Origin of the sequence: Nocardia puris (assembly GCF_036051655.1) — a bacterium.
Classification (GTDB): Bacteria; Actinomycetota; Actinomycetes; order Mycobacteriales; family Mycobacteriaceae; genus Nocardia; species Nocardia puris.
In genome coordinates, this window is sequence record NZ_CP107943.1 from 2525775 (window position 1) to 2541829 (window position 16055).

Below are 16055 nucleotides of genomic sequence, written 5' to 3' on the forward strand. Positions count from 1 at the left end.
CACCCCGCGCGAGGACGACGACCTCCCCGAGGTCGACGCCGGTGTCGAGACCATCGTGCACGTGCTGCGCCACGGTGAGGTGCACAATCCGAACGGCATCCTCTACGGCCGCCTGCCCGGGTTCGGGCTGTCGGTGGCGGGGCGCGCGCAGGCCGGGGCGGTGGCGCGGGCGCTGTCCGACCACGATCTCGCGCTCGTCATCGCCTCGCCGTTGCAGCGGGCGCAGGAGACGGCCGCGCCGATCGCGGGGGAGCACGGGCTGATCGTGCGCACCGACGAGAACCTCATCGAGGCCGGCAACACCTTCGAGGGCCTGCGCGTCTCCGTCGGCGACGGCGCGCTGCGCAAACCGCGCCACTGGTGGAAGCTGCGCGACCCGTTCACCCCGTCGTGGGGCGAGCCCTACCTGCAGATCGCGCACCGCATGCTGGCCGCGGTGAACAAGGCGCGGGTGGAGGCGGCCGGGCGCGAGGCGGTGCTCGTCTCGCACCAGCTGCCCGTGTGGACGCTGCGCCGGTTCCTGCAGGGCCAGCGCCTGTGGCACGACCCGCGGCACCGTCAGTGCTCGCTGGCCTCGCTGACCTCGCTGGTCTACCAGGGCGACACCCTCGTCGACATCGTCTACTCCGAACCCGCTGGCGGCTCGGACCCCACGGTGCACGGCGCATGAGACCCACCGCGTCCCACCGGTCCGCGCCGGCGCGGGCCGGGATGGTCCTGACCGCCTGCCTGGCGCTGATTCTCGCGCTGGCGGGCTGCTCGACCGGGTCGGACGCGGTGGTCACCGGCGGCACCTTCGAATTCATCTCCCCGGGCGGCAAGACCGACATCTTCTACGACCCGCCCGCCGACCGCGGCACCATCGGCGAACTCGCAGGCCCGGAACTCATGACCGACGAGCGCATCTCGGTCGCCGATTTCGCGGGCCAGGTGGTCGTGCTCAATCTGTGGGGCCAGTGGTGCGGCCCGTGCCGTGGAGAGGCGCCCGCGCTGGAACGGGTCTACGAGGCCAGCAAGGACAAGGGCGTCGCGTTCCTGGGCATCAACGTCCGCGACCCGCAGCGCGACAAGGCGCAGGATTTCGTCACCGACAACAAGGTCGGCTACCCCTCGATCTACGACCCGTCGATGCGCACCCTGCTCGCGCTGGGCGGCAACTTCCCGACCAGCGTCATCCCGACCACGCTGATCCTGGACCGGCAGCACCGGGTCGCCGCGGTGTTCCTGCGCGCCCTGCTCGCCGAGGACCTGCAGCCGGTGGTCGATCGTCTCGCCGCGGAGGACGCCGCGTGATGATGCTCGCGAGCGTGGGGAATTCGTTCCAGCAGGCGGCCGCCGACGGTCCACTGCTGCTCGGGCTCGGCGCGTGCCTCTTGGCCGGACTGGTGTCGTTCGCGTCCCCGTGCGTGGTGCCGCTGGTGCCCGGCTACCTCTCCTACCTGGCCGGACTCGTCGGCGCGGAGGCGCCACCCGCGACGGTGGCCGAGGCGAAGAACCGCGCCGGTGCGGTCGCGGTGGCCGAGCGCACGGCCCCACCCTCGTCGGGCAAGATGCGCGTCGCGGCCGCGGCCGGATTGTTCGTGGCCGGGTTCACGGTCGTGTTCGTCCTCGCGACGGCCACCGTGTTCGGCCTGATCCAGACCCTGAACGTGAATCGTGAACTGCTGCAACGGGTCGGCGGTGTGGTGACGATCCTCATGGGTCTCGTTTTCGTCGGCCTCGTGCCCGCCTTGCAGCGCGATACGCGCATGGAACCCCGCCGCCTCACCAGCATTGCCGGTGCGCCGTTGCTCGGGGGAGTGTTCGCGCTCGGCTGGACCCCCTGCCTCGGCCCCACCCTGTCGGGCGTGATGGCGGTGGCCGCGGGAACAGAAGGCACGACCGCCGCGCGCGGTGTGGCACTGATCGTCGCGTACTGCCTCGGGCTCGGACTTCCGTTCGTGATCCTGGCGTTCGGCTCCGCCAGCGCGCTGCGCGGCGTCGGCTGGCTGCGCCGCAATTCGCGCAACATCCAGATCGCCGGGGGCGTTCTGCTGATCGGCGTCGGCATCGCGCTGGTCACTGGGGCGTGGGATGTGTTCGTGGCGTGGGTGCGTGACGCGTTCGTCTCCGAGGTGACCCTGCCGATATGACAGTGATCGACCAGCCCGTACCCGCCCCCGCCGCGCCGCGCCCGCCGCGCCAATCGCTTCCCGGGCGCGCGGTGGCGTTCGTCCGCAACACGTGGCGCGGACTCACCAGCATGCGCACCGCATTGGTACTGCTGTTCCTGCTGGCATTGGCCGCGATCCCGGGTGCGCTGCTGCCGCAAAGGAATCTGAACACCCAGAAGGTCGACGAGTACATCCGCAACCGTCCGACGCTGGGGCCGTGGATGGACCGGTTCCAGCTGTTCGACGTGTTCGGCAGCACCTGGTTCACCGCCATCTACGTGCTGCTTTTCATTTCGCTGGTCGGCTGCATCGTGCCGCGCGCGTTCGATCACTACCGCGCCCTGCGCACGCCCCCGGTGCGCGCGCCCCGCAACCTTTCCCGGTTGCCGCACCACTTCTCGGACACCACCGACCGCACGCCGGAGCAGGTGATCGACGGTGTGCGCGGGCAGTTGAAGGGCTGGCGCACCGAGGTCCGCCCCGGTGACGGCAAGCGCGACGGGGAAGTCACGCTCTCGGCCGAGAAGGGCTACGCGCGCGAACTCGGCAACCTGGTCTTCCACTTGGCGCTGGTGGGGCTATTGGTGTCGATCGCTGTCGGCCGCCTGTTCGGCACCGAGGGCAATGTGATCGTCATCGCCGACGATGGCCCCGGCTTCTGCACCACCTCGCCCGCGGTGTTCGACTCCTTCCGCGCGGGCAACGTGAACGACGGCACCGGTATGACCCCGATCTGCGTGCGGGTCAAGGACTTCAAGGCCGACTACCTCGACACCGGGCAGGCCGAGATGTTCACCTCGAACATCTCCTACCAGGCCGGCGACGACCTGCGCACCGACACGTGGCGCGAGGCGACGCTGCGCGTCAACCACCCGCTGCGCGTCGCGGGCGACCGCGTCTACCTCCAGGGCCACGGCTACGCGCCGACGTTCACGGTGAAATTCCCCGACGGCCAGACACGCACCGAGACGATCCAGTGGCGCCCCGACGACGCCCGCACCTTCCTGTCCAGCGGTGTGCTGCGCATCGACCCGCCCGGCGGCAGCTATGCCACCGACGAGGAGCGCCGTAAGAATCAGGTAGCCATCGAGGGCTTGTTCGCGCCCACGGCTATGTTCCACGAAACCCTGCTCACGTCTGCCTTTCCCGCGATGAACGACCCGGCCGTCGCCGTGGATATCTACCGGGGCGACACGGGCCTGGACACGGGCCGTCCGCAAAATCTGTTCGCGCTCGACCAGGAGATGGTGCGCCAGGGCCGCCTTTCCAAGGAGGCCCGCGTGAACCTGCGCCCGGGGGAGTCGACCACGCTCGCCAACGGCACCACCGTCACCTTCGACGGCGCGAAGGAGTTCGTGAACCTCCAGGTCTCGCACGACCCGGCGCAACAGTGGGTGCTGGTGAGTTCGCTCGCCATGATGGCGGGACTGCTCGTCTCGCTGCTGGTGAAGCGCAGGCGGATCTGGGTGCGGGCCTACCCGGCGGCCGATTCTGCCGGTACCGTTGACCAACGACAAACCGTAGTAGAAATGGGCGGGCTCGCCAGAACCGACCAGGCCGGGTGGGGCGGCGAGTTCGACCGGCTCCGCGCGCGCGTGCTGGACGCCGAGACCACGGGAGAATGACGATGCCGATCGACGAAACCCTCGCGCAGTACAGCGACCTCGCCTTCAAATCGGCGATCGTCGTGTACACGCTGGCGCTGGTGCTCCTGATCCGCCAGTACGCGGCGGCGCAGGTGCGCAAGGCCGAGGGCCGCGAACTCGTCACCGTGGGCGGCGGCGCGGCACCCGGCGTGCCGGGGCGCGTCGAGGAGCGCCCGGTCAAGCCGTGGTCGGAGCGCCTGGGCAATATGGCGTTCGCGGTGCTCGTGGTGGGCGTCGCGGTACACATCCTGTCGATCGTGTTGCGCGGCTTCGCGACCGGGCGTTTCCCGCTCGGCAACATGTACGAGTTCGTCACGATGGCGTGCGCGGCGTCGGTGCTGGTCGGGTTCTGGCTGCTGCGCGAACAGCGGTACCGCTCCACCTGGGTGTTCCTGCTGGTGCCGGTCCTGATCCTGATGTTCCTGGCGGGCACGGTGCTCTACGCCGACGCCGCGCCCGTGGTGCCCGCGCTGCGCTCGTTCTGGCTGCCGCTGCACGTCACGATCGTCAGCGTCGGCAGCGGCGTGTTCCTCGTCTCCGGCGTCGCGAGCCTGCTGTTCCTTTTCCGCCTGCGCCAGCCCGAGGGTGCGGAATCCACCAACTTCCTCGGCGCCATCGCGCGCCGCCTCCCCGACGCCCGCACCCTCGACCGCCTCGCCTACCGCACCACCATCGTCGGCTTCCCCCTCTTCGGCGCCGGCGTCATCCTCGGTGCCATCTGGGCCGAAGCCGCCTGGGGCCGCTTCTGGGGCTGGGACCCCAAGGAAACCTGCTCCTTCATCGCCTGGGTCCTCTACGCCGCCTACCTCCACGCCCGCGCCACCTCGGGCTGGCGCGACACCAAAGCCGCCTGGATCAACATCGCCGCCTTCGTCGCGATGCTGTTCAACCTGTTCATCATCAACATGGTGATCAGCGGTCTGCACAGCTACGCGGGGCTGACGTAAACGGCTTCTACCAGCGCGTTCGAGTCGTCCCCTACGCCGGCCCGGTTCGGCTGAGCGGCTTCGGTACGCAGTGAGTCCCGCGCTCGCGAACAGCTCATCGATCGATGCCATGACGGACTTCGCCTGATCCTCATCGAGCCGACCGTCTTACAGGAACGCGAGCTCGACATCTTCCGACACGTGGCGAACTCTGGCGGTAGGCACCGCCAAGTCGTCGGGACTCCGCACCTGGTCAGCGTGACGAGGGGGACCGCGAGGAGTGGATCGGGCGGCCCCTCAGGACTGTCAAAGGGTCGTGTATTTCGTTCGTAGTACGACTGAGCGTGTTCGAGTTCCTGTGGAACGACGAGTCCGAGGCGCATATAGCTCGTCACGATGTCGATCCCAGCGAGGTTCAGGAGGCTGCGCAACGCCCGTTCCATACGTTCGCGGGCCGTGAGGAGACCACTATTCTTCTCGGCCGCACCTATGCGGGTCGCTACCTGCATGTCTGCTGAGTGAGGCGATGGATGGACGCTTCTACGTGGTCACCGCACGCAGCATGACGGATCGCGAACGTCCGAGAGACCGGCTGCGGACACATAGCAATGGGCCCTGGGCAGGGCGCGCAGCCGTAGCCGGTCATCGGGATTCGGCGCCTCGCTGGTCGAGCGGACACGACCTACTCGCCCAACCCTACTGGGGCGGTTCCCCGTCCCGGTGCTGCTGACGGGAGAGCCGCCAGAGGAACTCCGGATCGTCATCGGGCCCGAGGACTGGTTTGCGCTGCTGGGGGGAGCGCGGGGCTTCGGTCCTCATCGGTCCGAACGCCTTCCAGCACAGCACCGCGACTGCCACGATGGCGATGAGTGCCAACAGATACGTCACGTTCGCTCACCTCCTACTTACGAGGGTAGTCGCGAGTGACCTCCGCGCACACCACGGACACGAAATTGGTGCGACGCCACAAGGCGCGGGCACCCCCGCCCGCGCCGCGCGGTGGATGGTCAGCGGGTGGTGCCCGCTTCGGTGGTGAGCGATTTCAGGAGCTGGAGGACCTCGGATTCGCGGAAGCGACGGTGTCCGCCGGGGGTGCGCAGCGAGCCGAGGCGCCCGGCGTGGGCCCAGCGCGTGACGGTCTTGGGGTCGACGTGGAACAGGGCGGCAACCTGTCCCGGGGTCAGCAGGGTGTCCTGGCCGCCGACGGTGATCGCACTCATAGCAAACCTCTCCGTTCTCGACAGTTCCCTCATCAGATGGCGTCATCGTTGCACCCCGACCCCTAGGTACGCGAACCATCTACGGTTGGTAAAGGCGAAGTAATGGACAAAACGGATGGGTCCGCGACCTCGGCGGGAGGTGTGCGCGAGGGGCCCGCAACGTCGTCGCATACCCTGGTTCGCGTGAGCGATTCCACTCGTCCGGAGCAGCCGACCGCCCGTCCGGGTCGCAGGTTGGCCATCAATCTCGCGCTGTACACCTTGGCCCGGCTGGTGCTCGTCGCGATCATCACCGCGCTGATCCTCGGGGGCGCGCGGCTCATCGACGTCGAGGTTCCGCTGGTGGTCGCGGCCCTGTTCGCGCTGATCATCGCGATGCCGCTCTCCCTCACCCTGTTCAAGACGCTGCGCGTCAAGGTCAACGAGGACATCGCGCTCGTCGACGAACGCCGCCGCCGGGACAAGGCGCAGTTGCGCGCCCGCCTGCGGGGTGAGGACGGGGCGTGAAGTCCTGCGACCGCAGTGCCCCGCGCGACTGGGTCGACAACGCGGTTCGGCTGATCGACGCCGACACCCAGCGCAGCGCCGACACGCATCTGCTGCGCTACCCGCTCCCGGAGGAGTGGAACGTCCAGCTCTACCTCAAGGACGAATCCACCCACATCACCGGCAGTCTCAAGCACCGGCTGGCCAGGTCGCTGTTCCTGTACGCGATCTGCAACGGGTGGGTCACCGAGGGCACCACCGTGGTGGAGGCGTCGTCGGGGTCGACCGCGGTGAGCGAGGCGTACTTCGCGAAGATGCTCGGCCTCGACTTCGTGGCGGTGATGCCGGCGAGCACGTCGCCGCGCAAGATCGCGCTGATCGAGGCCCAGGGCGGGCGATGTCATTTCGTGCGACGCCCACCGGACATGTACACCGAGGCGGCGCGGCTGGCGGCCGAATGCGGCGGCCACTACATGGACCAGTTCACGCACGCCGAACGCGCCACCGACTGGCGCGGCAACAACAACATCGCCGAGTCGATCTTCCAGCAGATGCGGTTGGAGACGCACGCGGTACCGGAGTGGATCGTGGTCGGCGCGGGCACCGGCGGCACCAGCGCTACCATCGGCCGCTACATCCGCTACCGCAGGCACGCCACCAAACTCGCGGTGGTGGACCCGGAGAATTCCGCGTTCTACGGCGGCTACGAGACCGCCGACGCCGGCTACGAGACGGGCATGTCCTCGCGCATCGAAGGTATCGGCCGCCCGCGCGTGGAGCCCTCGTTCGTGGGGCAGGTCGTGGACCGGATGATCGAGGTGCCCGACGCCGCCTCGCTGGCCGCGATGCGCTACGCGAGCCGCGTGCTCGGCCGCCGCGTCGGCGGCTCGACCGGCACCAACCTGTGGGGCGTGTTCCACCTCGTCGCCGAGATGCTGGCGCGGGGCCGCACCGGCAGCGTCGTGACGCTGATCTGCGACGGCGGCGACCGGTACGCCGACTCGTACTTCGACGACGACTGGGTGGCCGCGCAGGGGATGGAGCTGGACGAGCACACCGCCGTCCTCGAGGAATTCCACGCGTCCGGTATCTGGCGCGGCTGAGTAGGCGGGGTGTCGCCGGGCAGGTCGGCGGTCCGCAGCACGCCTGCCACGTCACGTGCGCGCCCGAGCGCCCACCCGCCGCGTGCGTTCGAGCCTGTCCTCCGGCCGGATGAGCCGGTCGATTCGCCGTGGGGATGCGTGCTGCACTTCGGCCGCTGAACCGCGCCGGCTGAGCCGCGTCTCCACCTCTTCGCCGACGGCGAAATCCTCGATCGTCAATTTTTGTTGACACGCCCGCGTCAGTCAATCAAAATTGACAGCATGACCGAGGCAACCACATTGGCGGCCGCCGCGGGCAGTCCCGACCCGAAGGTCGGGCTGCGCGCGGTGCTGGCGCTGCGCAGGCTCCTCGAACGGTTGGAGGCCATTCAGGTGACCAACGCCCGCGAACAGGGCTGGTCCTGGCAGGCCATCGCCGACGCGCTCGAGGTCAGCAAGCAGGCCGTCCATCAGAAGTACAACCGGAGAGGCAGGGGCTGATGTTCGAAAGGTTCACCAAGTCGGCCAGATTCGCGGTGGTGGGCGCGCAAGAGGACGCGCGCGCCCTGCGATCACCGTCCATCGGCGTGGAACACGTGCTGCTCGGCGTGCTCGCCCACGCCGAGCCCGACGTCAAGGCGCTGCTCGCGGAGGAGGGACTCACGCACGAGGGCGTCACCGCCGCGCTGCGACAGCGCGGGCGCGGCGAACCGCTCGGCGACGCGGACGCCGAAGCGCTGCGCTCGATCGGCATCGACCTCGACGCGGTGCGCGAATCCCTGGAGACGACCTTCGGCGAGAACGCCCTCGACGGCCCCGAGCCCGCACCCCCGCGCGGCCTGTTCGGCAAGCGCAGGGCGAGCGGGCACATCCCGTTCACCCGCGACGCGAAGAAGGTGCTGGAACTCTCGCTGCGCGAAGCCCTGGCCCGCCAGGACAAGACCATCGGGGTCGAACACGTGCTGCTGGGCATCCTGCGCGCCCCGAACGACACCACGGCCGACCTGCTGGGCGGCGCGCCCGCGATCGCCGCCCTCCGCCCGAAGGTGCACGCCCACCTCGACCGCCCGGCGGCGTAGGGCGCGGCGAAACGCGTTCAACGCCAGCGCGGATGGGCGCCCCCACTTAGCATGGGCGCATGCAGCTAGTGCTTCGACTGATCATCAACGCGGTGGCCATCTGGTTGGCCGCGGCCTGGGTGACCGGTATCGAGATCCTGAGTCCGGAAGAGAACGGCAACGGCGGCAAGATCGTCGTGGTGCTGGTGATCGCCGCGGTGTTCACGCTGGTGAACGCGCTGGTGAAGCCGATCGTGAAGCTGCTTTCGCTGCCGCTGATCATCCTCACCCTCGGCCTGTTCCTGCTGGTCGTGAACGCCCTGATGCTGTGGCTCACCGCCAAGCTCACCGAACTGGTCGACCAGCCCGACTACGGCCTGGTGGTGGACGGTTTCTGGGCGGCCGTGCTCGGCGGCATCATCATCTCCCTGGTCAACTGGGTGCTGGGCGTGCTGGTCCCCGACAAGGACTGAGCAGGCTCCGCGGCCGACACGGGCCCGGTGGTGGAAACCACCGGGCCCGTTCGTCTGTCAGCCCACGCCCAGCGCCACCGCCGTCACCACCGACCACACCAGCAGCGCCAGCCCGGAATCGCGCAGCGCCGGAATGAGTTCCAGACCTTGCCCGCCGGAGCGCACCGGGGCGTTCGCGCGAATCGCCAGCGGGATCGCCAGGAGACCGGCGAGCGCGAACGGGGTGCGGAACACGAGCAGCAGCGTGACGACGAACGGCGCGGCGAGCAGCACCAGGTGCAGGGTGCGGGTCCGGGGATCGCCGAGTTTCACCGCGAGCGTGGTCTTTCCGGACGCGGTGTCGGTGGGGATGTCGCGCAGGTTGTTCGCCACCAGCACCGCGCTGGAGAACGCGCCCACCGCCACGGCCAGCGCCAGCCCGACCCAGTCCACGCGCTCGGCCTGCACGAACTGCGTGCCCAGCACGCCGATCAAGCCGAAGAACACGAACACGGCGACCTCGCCGAATCCGCTGTAGCCGTAGGGTTTGCTGCCGCCGGTGTAGAACCAGGCGCCCGCCAGGCAGCCCGCGCCGACCAGCAGCAGCCACCACGCCGACGTCGCCACCAGCACCAGCCCGAACACCGCGCCCAGCGCCAGGCTCGCGATCGCCGCGTTGCGCACGGCCGCGGGCGAGGCCAGTCCGGAACCGACCAGTCGCAGCGGGCCGACGCGCTCGTCGTCGGTGCCGCGAATGCCGTCGGAGTAGTCGTTGGCGTAGTTGACCCCGACGATCAGCGCCAGCGAGACCACCAGCGCCAGCAGGGCTTTCCACCAGACGGCGCCGTCGAGCGAGGCGGCGGCGCCGGTTCCGGCGATCACCGGCGCGATCGCGTTCGGCAGGGTGCGGGGCCGGGCGCCCTCCAGCCATTGCGCTGCTGTAGCCATGCTCGCAGCCTAATGCGGGCCGCCGGTTCAGGCGCGCACGGCGGCTTGCAGGCGGGCGAGCCCCTTCTCGAAGTCCTTGCCGATCAACCGATCCATCTTGATGACCTTGCCGACCACGGCCATCAGGCCCTTCTGTTCGCCGTCCATCCGCCACACCACTTCGGTGCCGCCGTCGGCAGGGGTCAGCCGGAAGGTCAGCTTGCTGGTGGACTTGAACGGCTTGGTGAACTCGAGCCGGATGCCGATCTCGCGCTCGGTGTCCGTCACGGTCTCCATGCTGCCCGCGCCCGCCTTGCGGTTGCCGCTCCAGGAGTAGCGCGCGCCCACACCGGATTCCGGACCGCTGTAGACGCGTTCCATGCCGGGGTCTATGTCCTCCCACGGCGACCACTTCGGCCATTCGCGGTAGTTGGCGATCAGCCCGTGCACACGGGAGGGGTCGGCCGCGACCACGGCCCGCCTGACCACTTCGTACTCAGCCATGCGGTCAGCGTATGCCGGTTACGGCGTCCGCGAGGGCGTATCGGTGAGGACGGCACGAGCCCGTCTCGGCAGGTGGGGGCGGAAAACCGGGACGACCCGCGCCGTGCGGTTCGCCTACGATGGCCGTGGAATGTTTCCCGATCCGGGCGGCCCGAACCGCCGAACCCTGACGCTGCCGGAAGACGCATCGATCGTGGTCGCCCTGCTGGGCGAGGTCGCGTTGCGCCGCGACGGCGTGCTGAGCGCCGTGCCGGGGGCCCGGTCGCGCCTGCTGCTCGCCGCCCTGGCGCTGCACCCGGGGCGCAGCCGGTCGGCGATCGCCCTCATCGAGGACGTGTGGGGTGAGCGTCCGCCGCGTTCCCCGATGAACGCCCTGCACACCCAGGTCTCCCGGTTGCGCGCGGCGCTGCCCGCGGGTGCGCTGGAGATCGGGCCCGCCGGCTACAAACTGACCGCGCCGGTCGATCTCGCGCTCGTCGCCGACCTGCGACACCGGGCCGAGCGTGCCCGCGCGGACGGCGACCTACCCGGCTGCCTGGCGACGATCGAGGCCGCGCGCCGACTCTGGCGCGGCGACCCGGCCGCCGACCTCCCGCCGGGTGCGGTGGCCGACGAACTCACCGCCCTCGCCGCCGCCAGGCTCGCCGAACTCGACGCCGTCGAACTCGCGGCCCGACTCGACGCGGGCGACCACGAAGGCGCCCTCGCCCTCGCCCGCCGCCGCGCGACACACGCCCCGCTCGACGAACCCGCCCACCACGACCTCCTGCGCCTGCTGGCCACGACCGGCCGCGCGAACGAGGCGCTGGAAACCTTCGCCGCCTTCCGCACGCGCCTCGCCGACGAACTCGGCGCCGACCCCGGCCGAGCCCTGGTCGACCTCAACACCGCGATCCTGCGGGGCGAGCACGCCGAATCGGCCGCAGCGCAGAACACCTCGGCGGCCGAGTACGCCGCGGGCCCGGGCGCCGGTGATGCCGCGCGGCTGGATCCGGCTCGCTCGCGGCGCACCGAACCGCCCGCGGCGCGGAGTTCGCGAATGGCCGAGGACATCACGGGTGTCGGTGATGCCACACGGTTCGATCCGACGCACTCGTCGGCGCCCGAGTTCGCCGCCGCGTCCACCGGCCTCCGCGCCGCCCCCAACGCACTGCTCGGCCGCGCCGACGACCTCGCCGCGATCACAGCCCTCCTGTCCGAATCGCGCGTTGTCACCGTGCTCGGTCCCGGCGGCACCGGAAAGACGAGGGTCGCCAACGAGATCGGTGTGCGGGTGGGACGCGGCAGGCCGGTGGTGCTGGTCGAATTGGCCGCGGTGCGTGGGGAATCCGGTGATCCGCGCTCGGAGGTGGAGGCGGCGATCGCCGCCGTGCTCGGCCTGAGCGATCTCACCCTCGACGCCGCCGCCATACGCGGGCCGATGGCGCTGGACGCCCGCACCCGCCTGCGGGAGGCGTTGGCGGCGCGCCCGCCGCTGCTGATCCTCGACAACTGCGAGCATCTGATCGAGGCCGTCGCGGTGGTGGTCGCGGATCTGATCGGGGCCGCCGACCGGCTGACGGTGCTCACCACCAGCCGTGCGCCGCTGATGATCACCGCCGAAACCGTCTATCCGCTGGGCCCGCTCACCGTCGACGCGGCGGGCTCACCCGCGACCGATCTGTTCGCCGCGCGGGCGCGGGCGGTGCGCCCCGCCGTGCGCCTGGACCAGGCCGCCGTCGCCCGACTCTGCGCGGCGCTCGACGGCCTGCCGCTGGCCATCGAACTCGCGGCCGCGCGGGTGCGCACGATGAGCGTGGCGGAGATCGAGGCGGGCCTCGCGGACCGATTCGCGCTGCTGCGCCAGGGCGACCGCAGCTCCCCGGAACGCCACCGCACCCTGCACGCCGTGATCGACTGGAGCTGGGATCTGCTCGACCCGCCGCAACGGGTCGCGCTGCGCCGATTGTGCCGATTCCCAGGCGGTTTCGGCCTCGACGCCGCCCGCGCCGTGGCGGGTGGCCCGGAGGTCGGCGACGTGGACGCGGCGGTGGAGGGTCTGGTGAACCAGTCCCTGCTGACCGTCCTCGACGACGAATCGTCCACGCGCCACCGGATGTTGGAGACGGTGCGCGAGTACGGCGAGGAGGGTCTGGCCGCCCATCCCGACGAGGCGGAGCGCGTGACCGAGCGCCTGACCTGCTGGGCCCGCGAACTGGCCGAACACATCGCGGCGAACTTCCTGCACGGCGACCAAGCGGCGCTGGCGCAGCGGGCGCACGCGGAGGTGGACAATCTCACGACCGCGCTGCGCTACGCCGTCGATCGCCGCGACTCCCACACGGCCTACAGCGTTTTCCCGGTGCTGGCCGCGCTGTGGGCGATGCGCGGCGCGCACACGGAACTGGTCCACTGGATCGAGCCGGTCTTCGACCTCGGTGACAGTCCGGCGGCGCGCTCGGACCTGGTGGTCGACGCCTACGGCCTGATGTTCATGCACACCCTCTATGTGAGCCGGGACGCGCGGGCATGCTCCCGGATTCGCTTGCGGGTGCGCCGATTGTCGCGCACCCGAACCGATCTCGGTCCCGGCGACCGGCTCGCGGTCTCGATGATGCTGTTCCGCGGCGACGGCGCCGGGGTGGCGCGCCGTCTCGCCGAGGCGGTGCTCTCCGACGACCGGGACTGCCGGGTGGCCGCCTTGCTCCTGCGCGCCAACCTCCGCGAGAACCTGGGCGACCTGCGCGGTTCCACGCGCGACGCGATGCGCGCGCTGGCGCTCATCGACGAGGGCAACCTGTGGACAGCGGGCATGCTCTCCCGGCATCTGGGCCAATTGCGCGGCCAGATGGCCGATTACGCGGGCGCGGTGACTTATCACCGGCGCAGCCTCGACCTGCTGGCCCGGCTCGGCGCGCACGAGGATGCCGTCGAGATCCGCAGCATGCTCGCCGCCGCGCTCGCGGGTCTGGCGGAATGGGACGCGGCCCGCGGCGAACTCGCGCTCGCGTTCGAAGGTCTCGACCTGAGCCCCGACGCGCGGTCGGGTGCCAACGGCCTGCTCGGTTCGGTCACGCAGAGCATGGCCGAGCTGGCTATGGCCGAGGGCAGAACCGAAGAGGGACTGCGTGTTTACGAGCGGGCGCTCACGCTGTGCGGGTGGCCGGAAGGGGTCTCCGATCTCGGCCCGCACTCGATGATGGTGGCCGCGGCCGCGATCGACGCCCGCGTGCTGTGTGAGCGGGCCGACCCGGCGGATCCGCTGCCGTGGCGGTTGCTCGACGTGGCGCTTCCCGCGTTGACCGGGTACCGGGACCTGCCGCAGATCGGGGGAATCGCCTGCGCCATCGGATCTTTCCTGATCGCGATCGACCGGGATACCGATCGTGCACTGGAACTACTCGCCCTCGCGCCGCGCGTCTATGCGCGCCAAGACTTTCCGTCGACGCGACTCGACCGGCACCGAGCCCTGGCCGAGCGCCGACTCGGCACGCAACGGGTGGCGGCGGCCTTCGCGCGGGAGGTGCGCGGCGGCCGTGATCGCGCCGCGTCCGACATCCTCCGTCTGCTCGAAGAGGTTGCCGCGCATCGGAACTGCCGATGAGAAGACCGCCGCCCCCGAATGCGGGAGCGGCGGTCGGTTCTCAGGCCCGGCGCATGTACGCGCGGACGGTGAGCGGCGCGAAGATGGCGATCACCACCACGGAGCCGAGCATCGACCACAGCAGATCGGTGCCGAACGCCGTGCCGTTCATCAGCGCTCGGCACGCGTTCACCATGTAGTACACGGGATTCACGTGATTGAGCGCCTGCAACCAGCCGGGCATCGTGCTCACCACGGCGAACGCGCCGGACATGAAGGTGAGCGGGAACATCACCATCATCGAGATGCCTTGGACGCCCGCCGCGCTCTTGCCGGTGACGCCGACCAGCGCCCAGATCCAGCTGACGGCGAACGAGCACGCCACGATGACCAGTCCCGCCGCGACCACGCCGAGCACGCCGCCCTCGGGCCGGTACCCGATGCACAGGCCCACCACCACGGTGAGCACGGTGGCGATGGTGTAGCGCACCATATCGGCGGTCAGCGCACCGGCCAGCACCGAAACCCGGGCGATGGGCAGGGATTTGAAGCGGTCGAACACGCCCTTGTCCATGTCCTCGCGCAACTGGGTGCCGGTCACCACCGAGGACAGCACCACCGTCTGCACCAGGATGCCGGGGATGAGGACGGGCAGATACGCCGAGACGCTACCGCCGATCGCACCGCCGAAGATGTAGGCGAACAGCGCGGTGAACAGGATCGGCTGGATCGTCACGTCGAACAGCTGCTCGGGGTTGTGCTTCATCTTCAGCAGCCCGCGATGGGCCATGGTGAGGGACGTGGACACGGTGTCGCGCAAGCTGATTCGCTCGACGGCGGTGGGTGCGGTCCGAAGTGCGCGGTCGGCGGGTGCGGTGGTCGCGGTGAGGGTGGTCATGCCGCGCTCCTTTCGGCGTCGTCGGCCGGGCGGCCGGTGATGGTGAGGAACACCTCGTCCAGGCTGGGCTTGCTCACGGTGATCTCATCCACCGGAATCTCCCACTCCCGCAAGCGGATCAGCAGATCGGTGGTGACGTCGGCGTTCGGCAGCGGCGCGGTGAGCCTGCCCGCCTCGGGCGTGACGGTCGCCTGGGCGCCCAGGAAATCGGCGACCACGCGGCGGGCGTCCTCGAGTTGGGCGCGGTCGGCCAGCGTCAGGTGCAAGGAGGAGCCGCCGACCGAGGACTTGAGTTCGTCGGCGGTGCCGTCGGCGATCACCCGGCCCCGGTCGATCACCGCGATGCGGTCGGCCAGCTGGTCGGCCTCGTCCAGGTACTGCGTGGTGAGCAGCACCGTCGTGCCCTCACGGACCAAGCGGCGGATGGTGTCCCACATCTGGGCCCGCGTGCGCGGGTCCAGGCCGGTGGTCGGCTCGTCGAGGAACAGCAGCGGCGGCGAGGCGATGAGGCTGGCCGCGAGGTCGAGGCGGCGCCGCATACCGCCAGAGAAGTTCTTCAGCGCCTTGTTCGCGGCCTCGGTCAACCCGAACTCCTCGAGCAGGTCGGCCGATTTGCGGCGCGCGTCGGCGCGGCTCAGCCCGAGCAGGCGGGAGAACAGCATCAGGTTCTCGGTGGCGGAGAGGTCCTCGTCCACCGAGGCGTACTGCCCGGTGACGCCGAGCAGCGAGCGGACGGCGGTCGGCTCGGCCACCACGTCGCGGCCGAAGATGCGGGCGCTGCCGCCGTCGGGGCGCAACAGGGTGGCGAGCATGCGCAGGGTGGTGGTCTTGCCGGCGCCGTTCGGGCCGAGCACGCCGTAGACCGCGCCGCGCGGCACGGCCAGGCTGACGCCGTCGACGGCGCGCTGTTCCCCGAACACCTTGACCAGGCCGTCCGCCTCGACGGCGAGCGCTGCGGTGGGTGCGAATGATGTCATGCCCTCACCGTGCGGGACCCGGCTTGCACGGGTCTTGCACGGCGCTGGCGTGCGCTCTTGCGTGCACCCCGCCGTTACGCCACGCTGCGCCGTCCCCCGCGTCCAGACGGCCCGACTCGGCCCTCGCCACGCGCACCCGCGCCGCCCCACGGACCTGCGAGTCC

At 70.3% G+C, this 16055-nt stretch carries 19 protein-coding genes; 12 read left to right on the forward strand and 7 right to left on the reverse strand.

Annotation, left to right across the window (positions count from 1 at the left end):
* The first annotated feature begins 52 nt into the window (after positions 1-52).
* The 6 genes from OHB21_RS11390 to OHB21_RS11415 all read left to right on the forward strand — a co-directional run bounded on the left by OHB21_RS11390 (position 53) and on the right by OHB21_RS11415 (position 5243).
* Positions 53-670 carry a histidine phosphatase family protein gene (locus OHB21_RS11390; protein WP_067506429.1) on the forward strand — a complete coding sequence of 206 codons (618 nt, stop codon included), beginning with the start codon at positions 53-55 and terminating at the stop codon, positions 668-670.
* The gene (locus OHB21_RS11395; RefSeq protein ID WP_407675178.1) at positions 667-1293 is read left to right on the forward strand and encodes a TlpA disulfide reductase family protein; all 627 of its coding nucleotides are present in this window, start codon (positions 667-669) and stop codon (positions 1291-1293) included. Before OHB21_RS11390 ends, OHB21_RS11395 begins: the two co-directional genes overlap by 4 nt.
* Positions 1293-2132: a cytochrome c biogenesis CcdA family protein gene (locus OHB21_RS11400; RefSeq protein WP_067506082.1), complete on the forward strand. Its 840-nt coding sequence runs from the start codon at positions 1293-1295 to the stop codon at positions 2130-2132. Before OHB21_RS11395 ends, OHB21_RS11400 begins: the two co-directional genes overlap by 1 nt.
* Positions 2129-3778: a cytochrome c biogenesis protein ResB gene (gene resB / locus OHB21_RS11405; RefSeq protein ID WP_067506086.1), complete on the forward strand. Its 1650-nt coding sequence runs from the start codon at positions 2129-2131 to the stop codon at positions 3776-3778. The genes OHB21_RS11400 and resB overlap by 4 nt, the downstream gene beginning before the upstream one ends.
* A gap of 2 nt (positions 3779-3780) precedes the next feature.
* Positions 3781-4746 carry a c-type cytochrome biogenesis protein CcsB gene (gene ccsB / locus OHB21_RS11410; RefSeq protein ID WP_195124638.1) on the forward strand — a complete coding sequence of 322 codons (966 nt, stop codon included), beginning with the start codon at positions 3781-3783 and terminating at the stop codon, positions 4744-4746.
* Between the two features lie 323 nt (positions 4747-5069).
* Complete coding sequence (locus tag OHB21_RS11415) at positions 5070-5243, forward strand: hypothetical protein (protein WP_157115810.1); 174 nt, start codon at positions 5070-5072, stop codon at positions 5241-5243.
* A gap of 178 nt (positions 5244-5421) precedes the next feature.
* On the opposite strand, the gene OHB21_RS11420 is transcribed toward OHB21_RS11415, so the two are convergent.
* Together OHB21_RS11420 and OHB21_RS11425 are read right to left on the reverse strand one after the other, a co-directional pair.
* Positions 5422-5613: a hypothetical protein gene (locus OHB21_RS11420; RefSeq protein ID WP_067506092.1), complete on the reverse strand. Its 192-nt coding sequence runs from the start codon at positions 5611-5613 to the stop codon at positions 5422-5424.
* Between the two features lie 119 nt (positions 5614-5732).
* Positions 5733-5945, reverse strand: coding sequence for a BldC family transcriptional regulator (locus tag OHB21_RS11425; RefSeq protein ID WP_067506095.1), 213 nt, complete (start codon positions 5943-5945; stop codon positions 5733-5735).
* A 183-nt stretch (positions 5946-6128) separates the two neighbouring features.
* Between OHB21_RS11425 and OHB21_RS11430 the strand changes: the two genes are divergently transcribed.
* Both OHB21_RS11430 and cds1 read left to right on the forward strand, forming a co-directional pair.
* Complete coding sequence (locus tag OHB21_RS11430) at positions 6129-6452, forward strand: DUF4229 domain-containing protein (protein ID WP_067506099.1); 324 nt, start codon at positions 6129-6131, stop codon at positions 6450-6452.
* On the forward strand, positions 6449-7534 hold the full coding sequence (cds1, locus tag OHB21_RS11435) for an L-cysteine desulfhydrase Cds1 (RefSeq protein ID WP_195142098.1): 1086 nt from the start codon (positions 6449-6451) through the stop codon (positions 7532-7534). The genes OHB21_RS11430 and cds1 overlap by 4 nt, the downstream gene beginning before the upstream one ends.
* 51 nt (positions 7535-7585) lie before the next feature.
* On the opposite strand, the gene OHB21_RS11440 is transcribed toward cds1, so the two are convergent.
* Complete coding sequence (locus OHB21_RS11440; protein WP_328438613.1) at positions 7586-7753, reverse strand: hypothetical protein; 168 nt, start codon at positions 7751-7753, stop codon at positions 7586-7588.
* 42 nt (positions 7754-7795) lie between these two features.
* Here OHB21_RS11440 and OHB21_RS11445 point away from each other — a divergent pair, with 42 nt between their 5' ends.
* The 3 genes from OHB21_RS11445 to OHB21_RS11455 are packed head-to-tail and all read left to right on the forward strand — an operon-like array spanning position 7796 to position 9044.
* Positions 7796-8014, forward strand: coding sequence for a hypothetical protein (locus tag OHB21_RS11445; RefSeq protein WP_067506105.1), 219 nt, complete (start codon positions 7796-7798; stop codon positions 8012-8014).
* On the forward strand, positions 8014-8592 hold the full coding sequence (locus tag OHB21_RS11450) for a Clp protease N-terminal domain-containing protein (protein WP_195142099.1): 579 nt from the start codon (positions 8014-8016) through the stop codon (positions 8590-8592). Before OHB21_RS11445 ends, OHB21_RS11450 begins: the two co-directional genes overlap by 1 nt.
* A gap of 59 nt (positions 8593-8651) precedes the next feature.
* Complete coding sequence (locus OHB21_RS11455) at positions 8652-9044, forward strand: phage holin family protein (protein WP_067506111.1); 393 nt, start codon at positions 8652-8654, stop codon at positions 9042-9044.
* 57 nt (positions 9045-9101) lie between these two features.
* Here OHB21_RS11455 and OHB21_RS11460 read toward each other — a convergent pair whose 3' ends face one another.
* Both OHB21_RS11460 and OHB21_RS11465 read right to left on the reverse strand, forming a co-directional pair.
* The gene (locus OHB21_RS11460; RefSeq protein ID WP_067506114.1) at positions 9102-9971 is read right to left on the reverse strand and encodes a 1,4-dihydroxy-2-naphthoate polyprenyltransferase; all 870 of its coding nucleotides are present in this window, start codon (positions 9969-9971) and stop codon (positions 9102-9104) included.
* Between the two features lie 27 nt (positions 9972-9998).
* Positions 9999-10454 carry an SRPBCC family protein gene (locus tag OHB21_RS11465; RefSeq protein WP_067506117.1) on the reverse strand — a complete coding sequence of 152 codons (456 nt, stop codon included), beginning with the start codon at positions 10452-10454 and terminating at the stop codon, positions 9999-10001.
* A 130-nt stretch (positions 10455-10584) separates the two neighbouring features.
* Here OHB21_RS11465 and OHB21_RS11470 point away from each other — a divergent pair, with 130 nt between their 5' ends.
* Entirely contained in the window at positions 10585-14037 is a 3453-nt protein-coding gene (locus OHB21_RS11470; protein WP_228815326.1) for an AfsR/SARP family transcriptional regulator, read from the forward strand.
* 40 nt (positions 14038-14077) lie between these two features.
* On the opposite strand, the gene OHB21_RS11475 is transcribed toward OHB21_RS11470, so the two are convergent.
* Both OHB21_RS11475 and OHB21_RS11480 read right to left on the reverse strand, forming a co-directional pair.
* The gene (locus OHB21_RS11475; RefSeq protein ID WP_067506124.1) at positions 14078-14914 is read right to left on the reverse strand and encodes an ABC transporter permease; all 837 of its coding nucleotides are present in this window, start codon (positions 14912-14914) and stop codon (positions 14078-14080) included.
* On the reverse strand, positions 14911-15891 hold the full coding sequence (locus OHB21_RS11480) for an ATP-binding cassette domain-containing protein (RefSeq protein ID WP_067506128.1): 981 nt from the start codon (positions 15889-15891) through the stop codon (positions 14911-14913). The genes OHB21_RS11475 and OHB21_RS11480 overlap by 4 nt, the downstream gene beginning before the upstream one ends.
* Between the last annotated feature and the right edge of the window lie 164 nt (positions 15892-16055).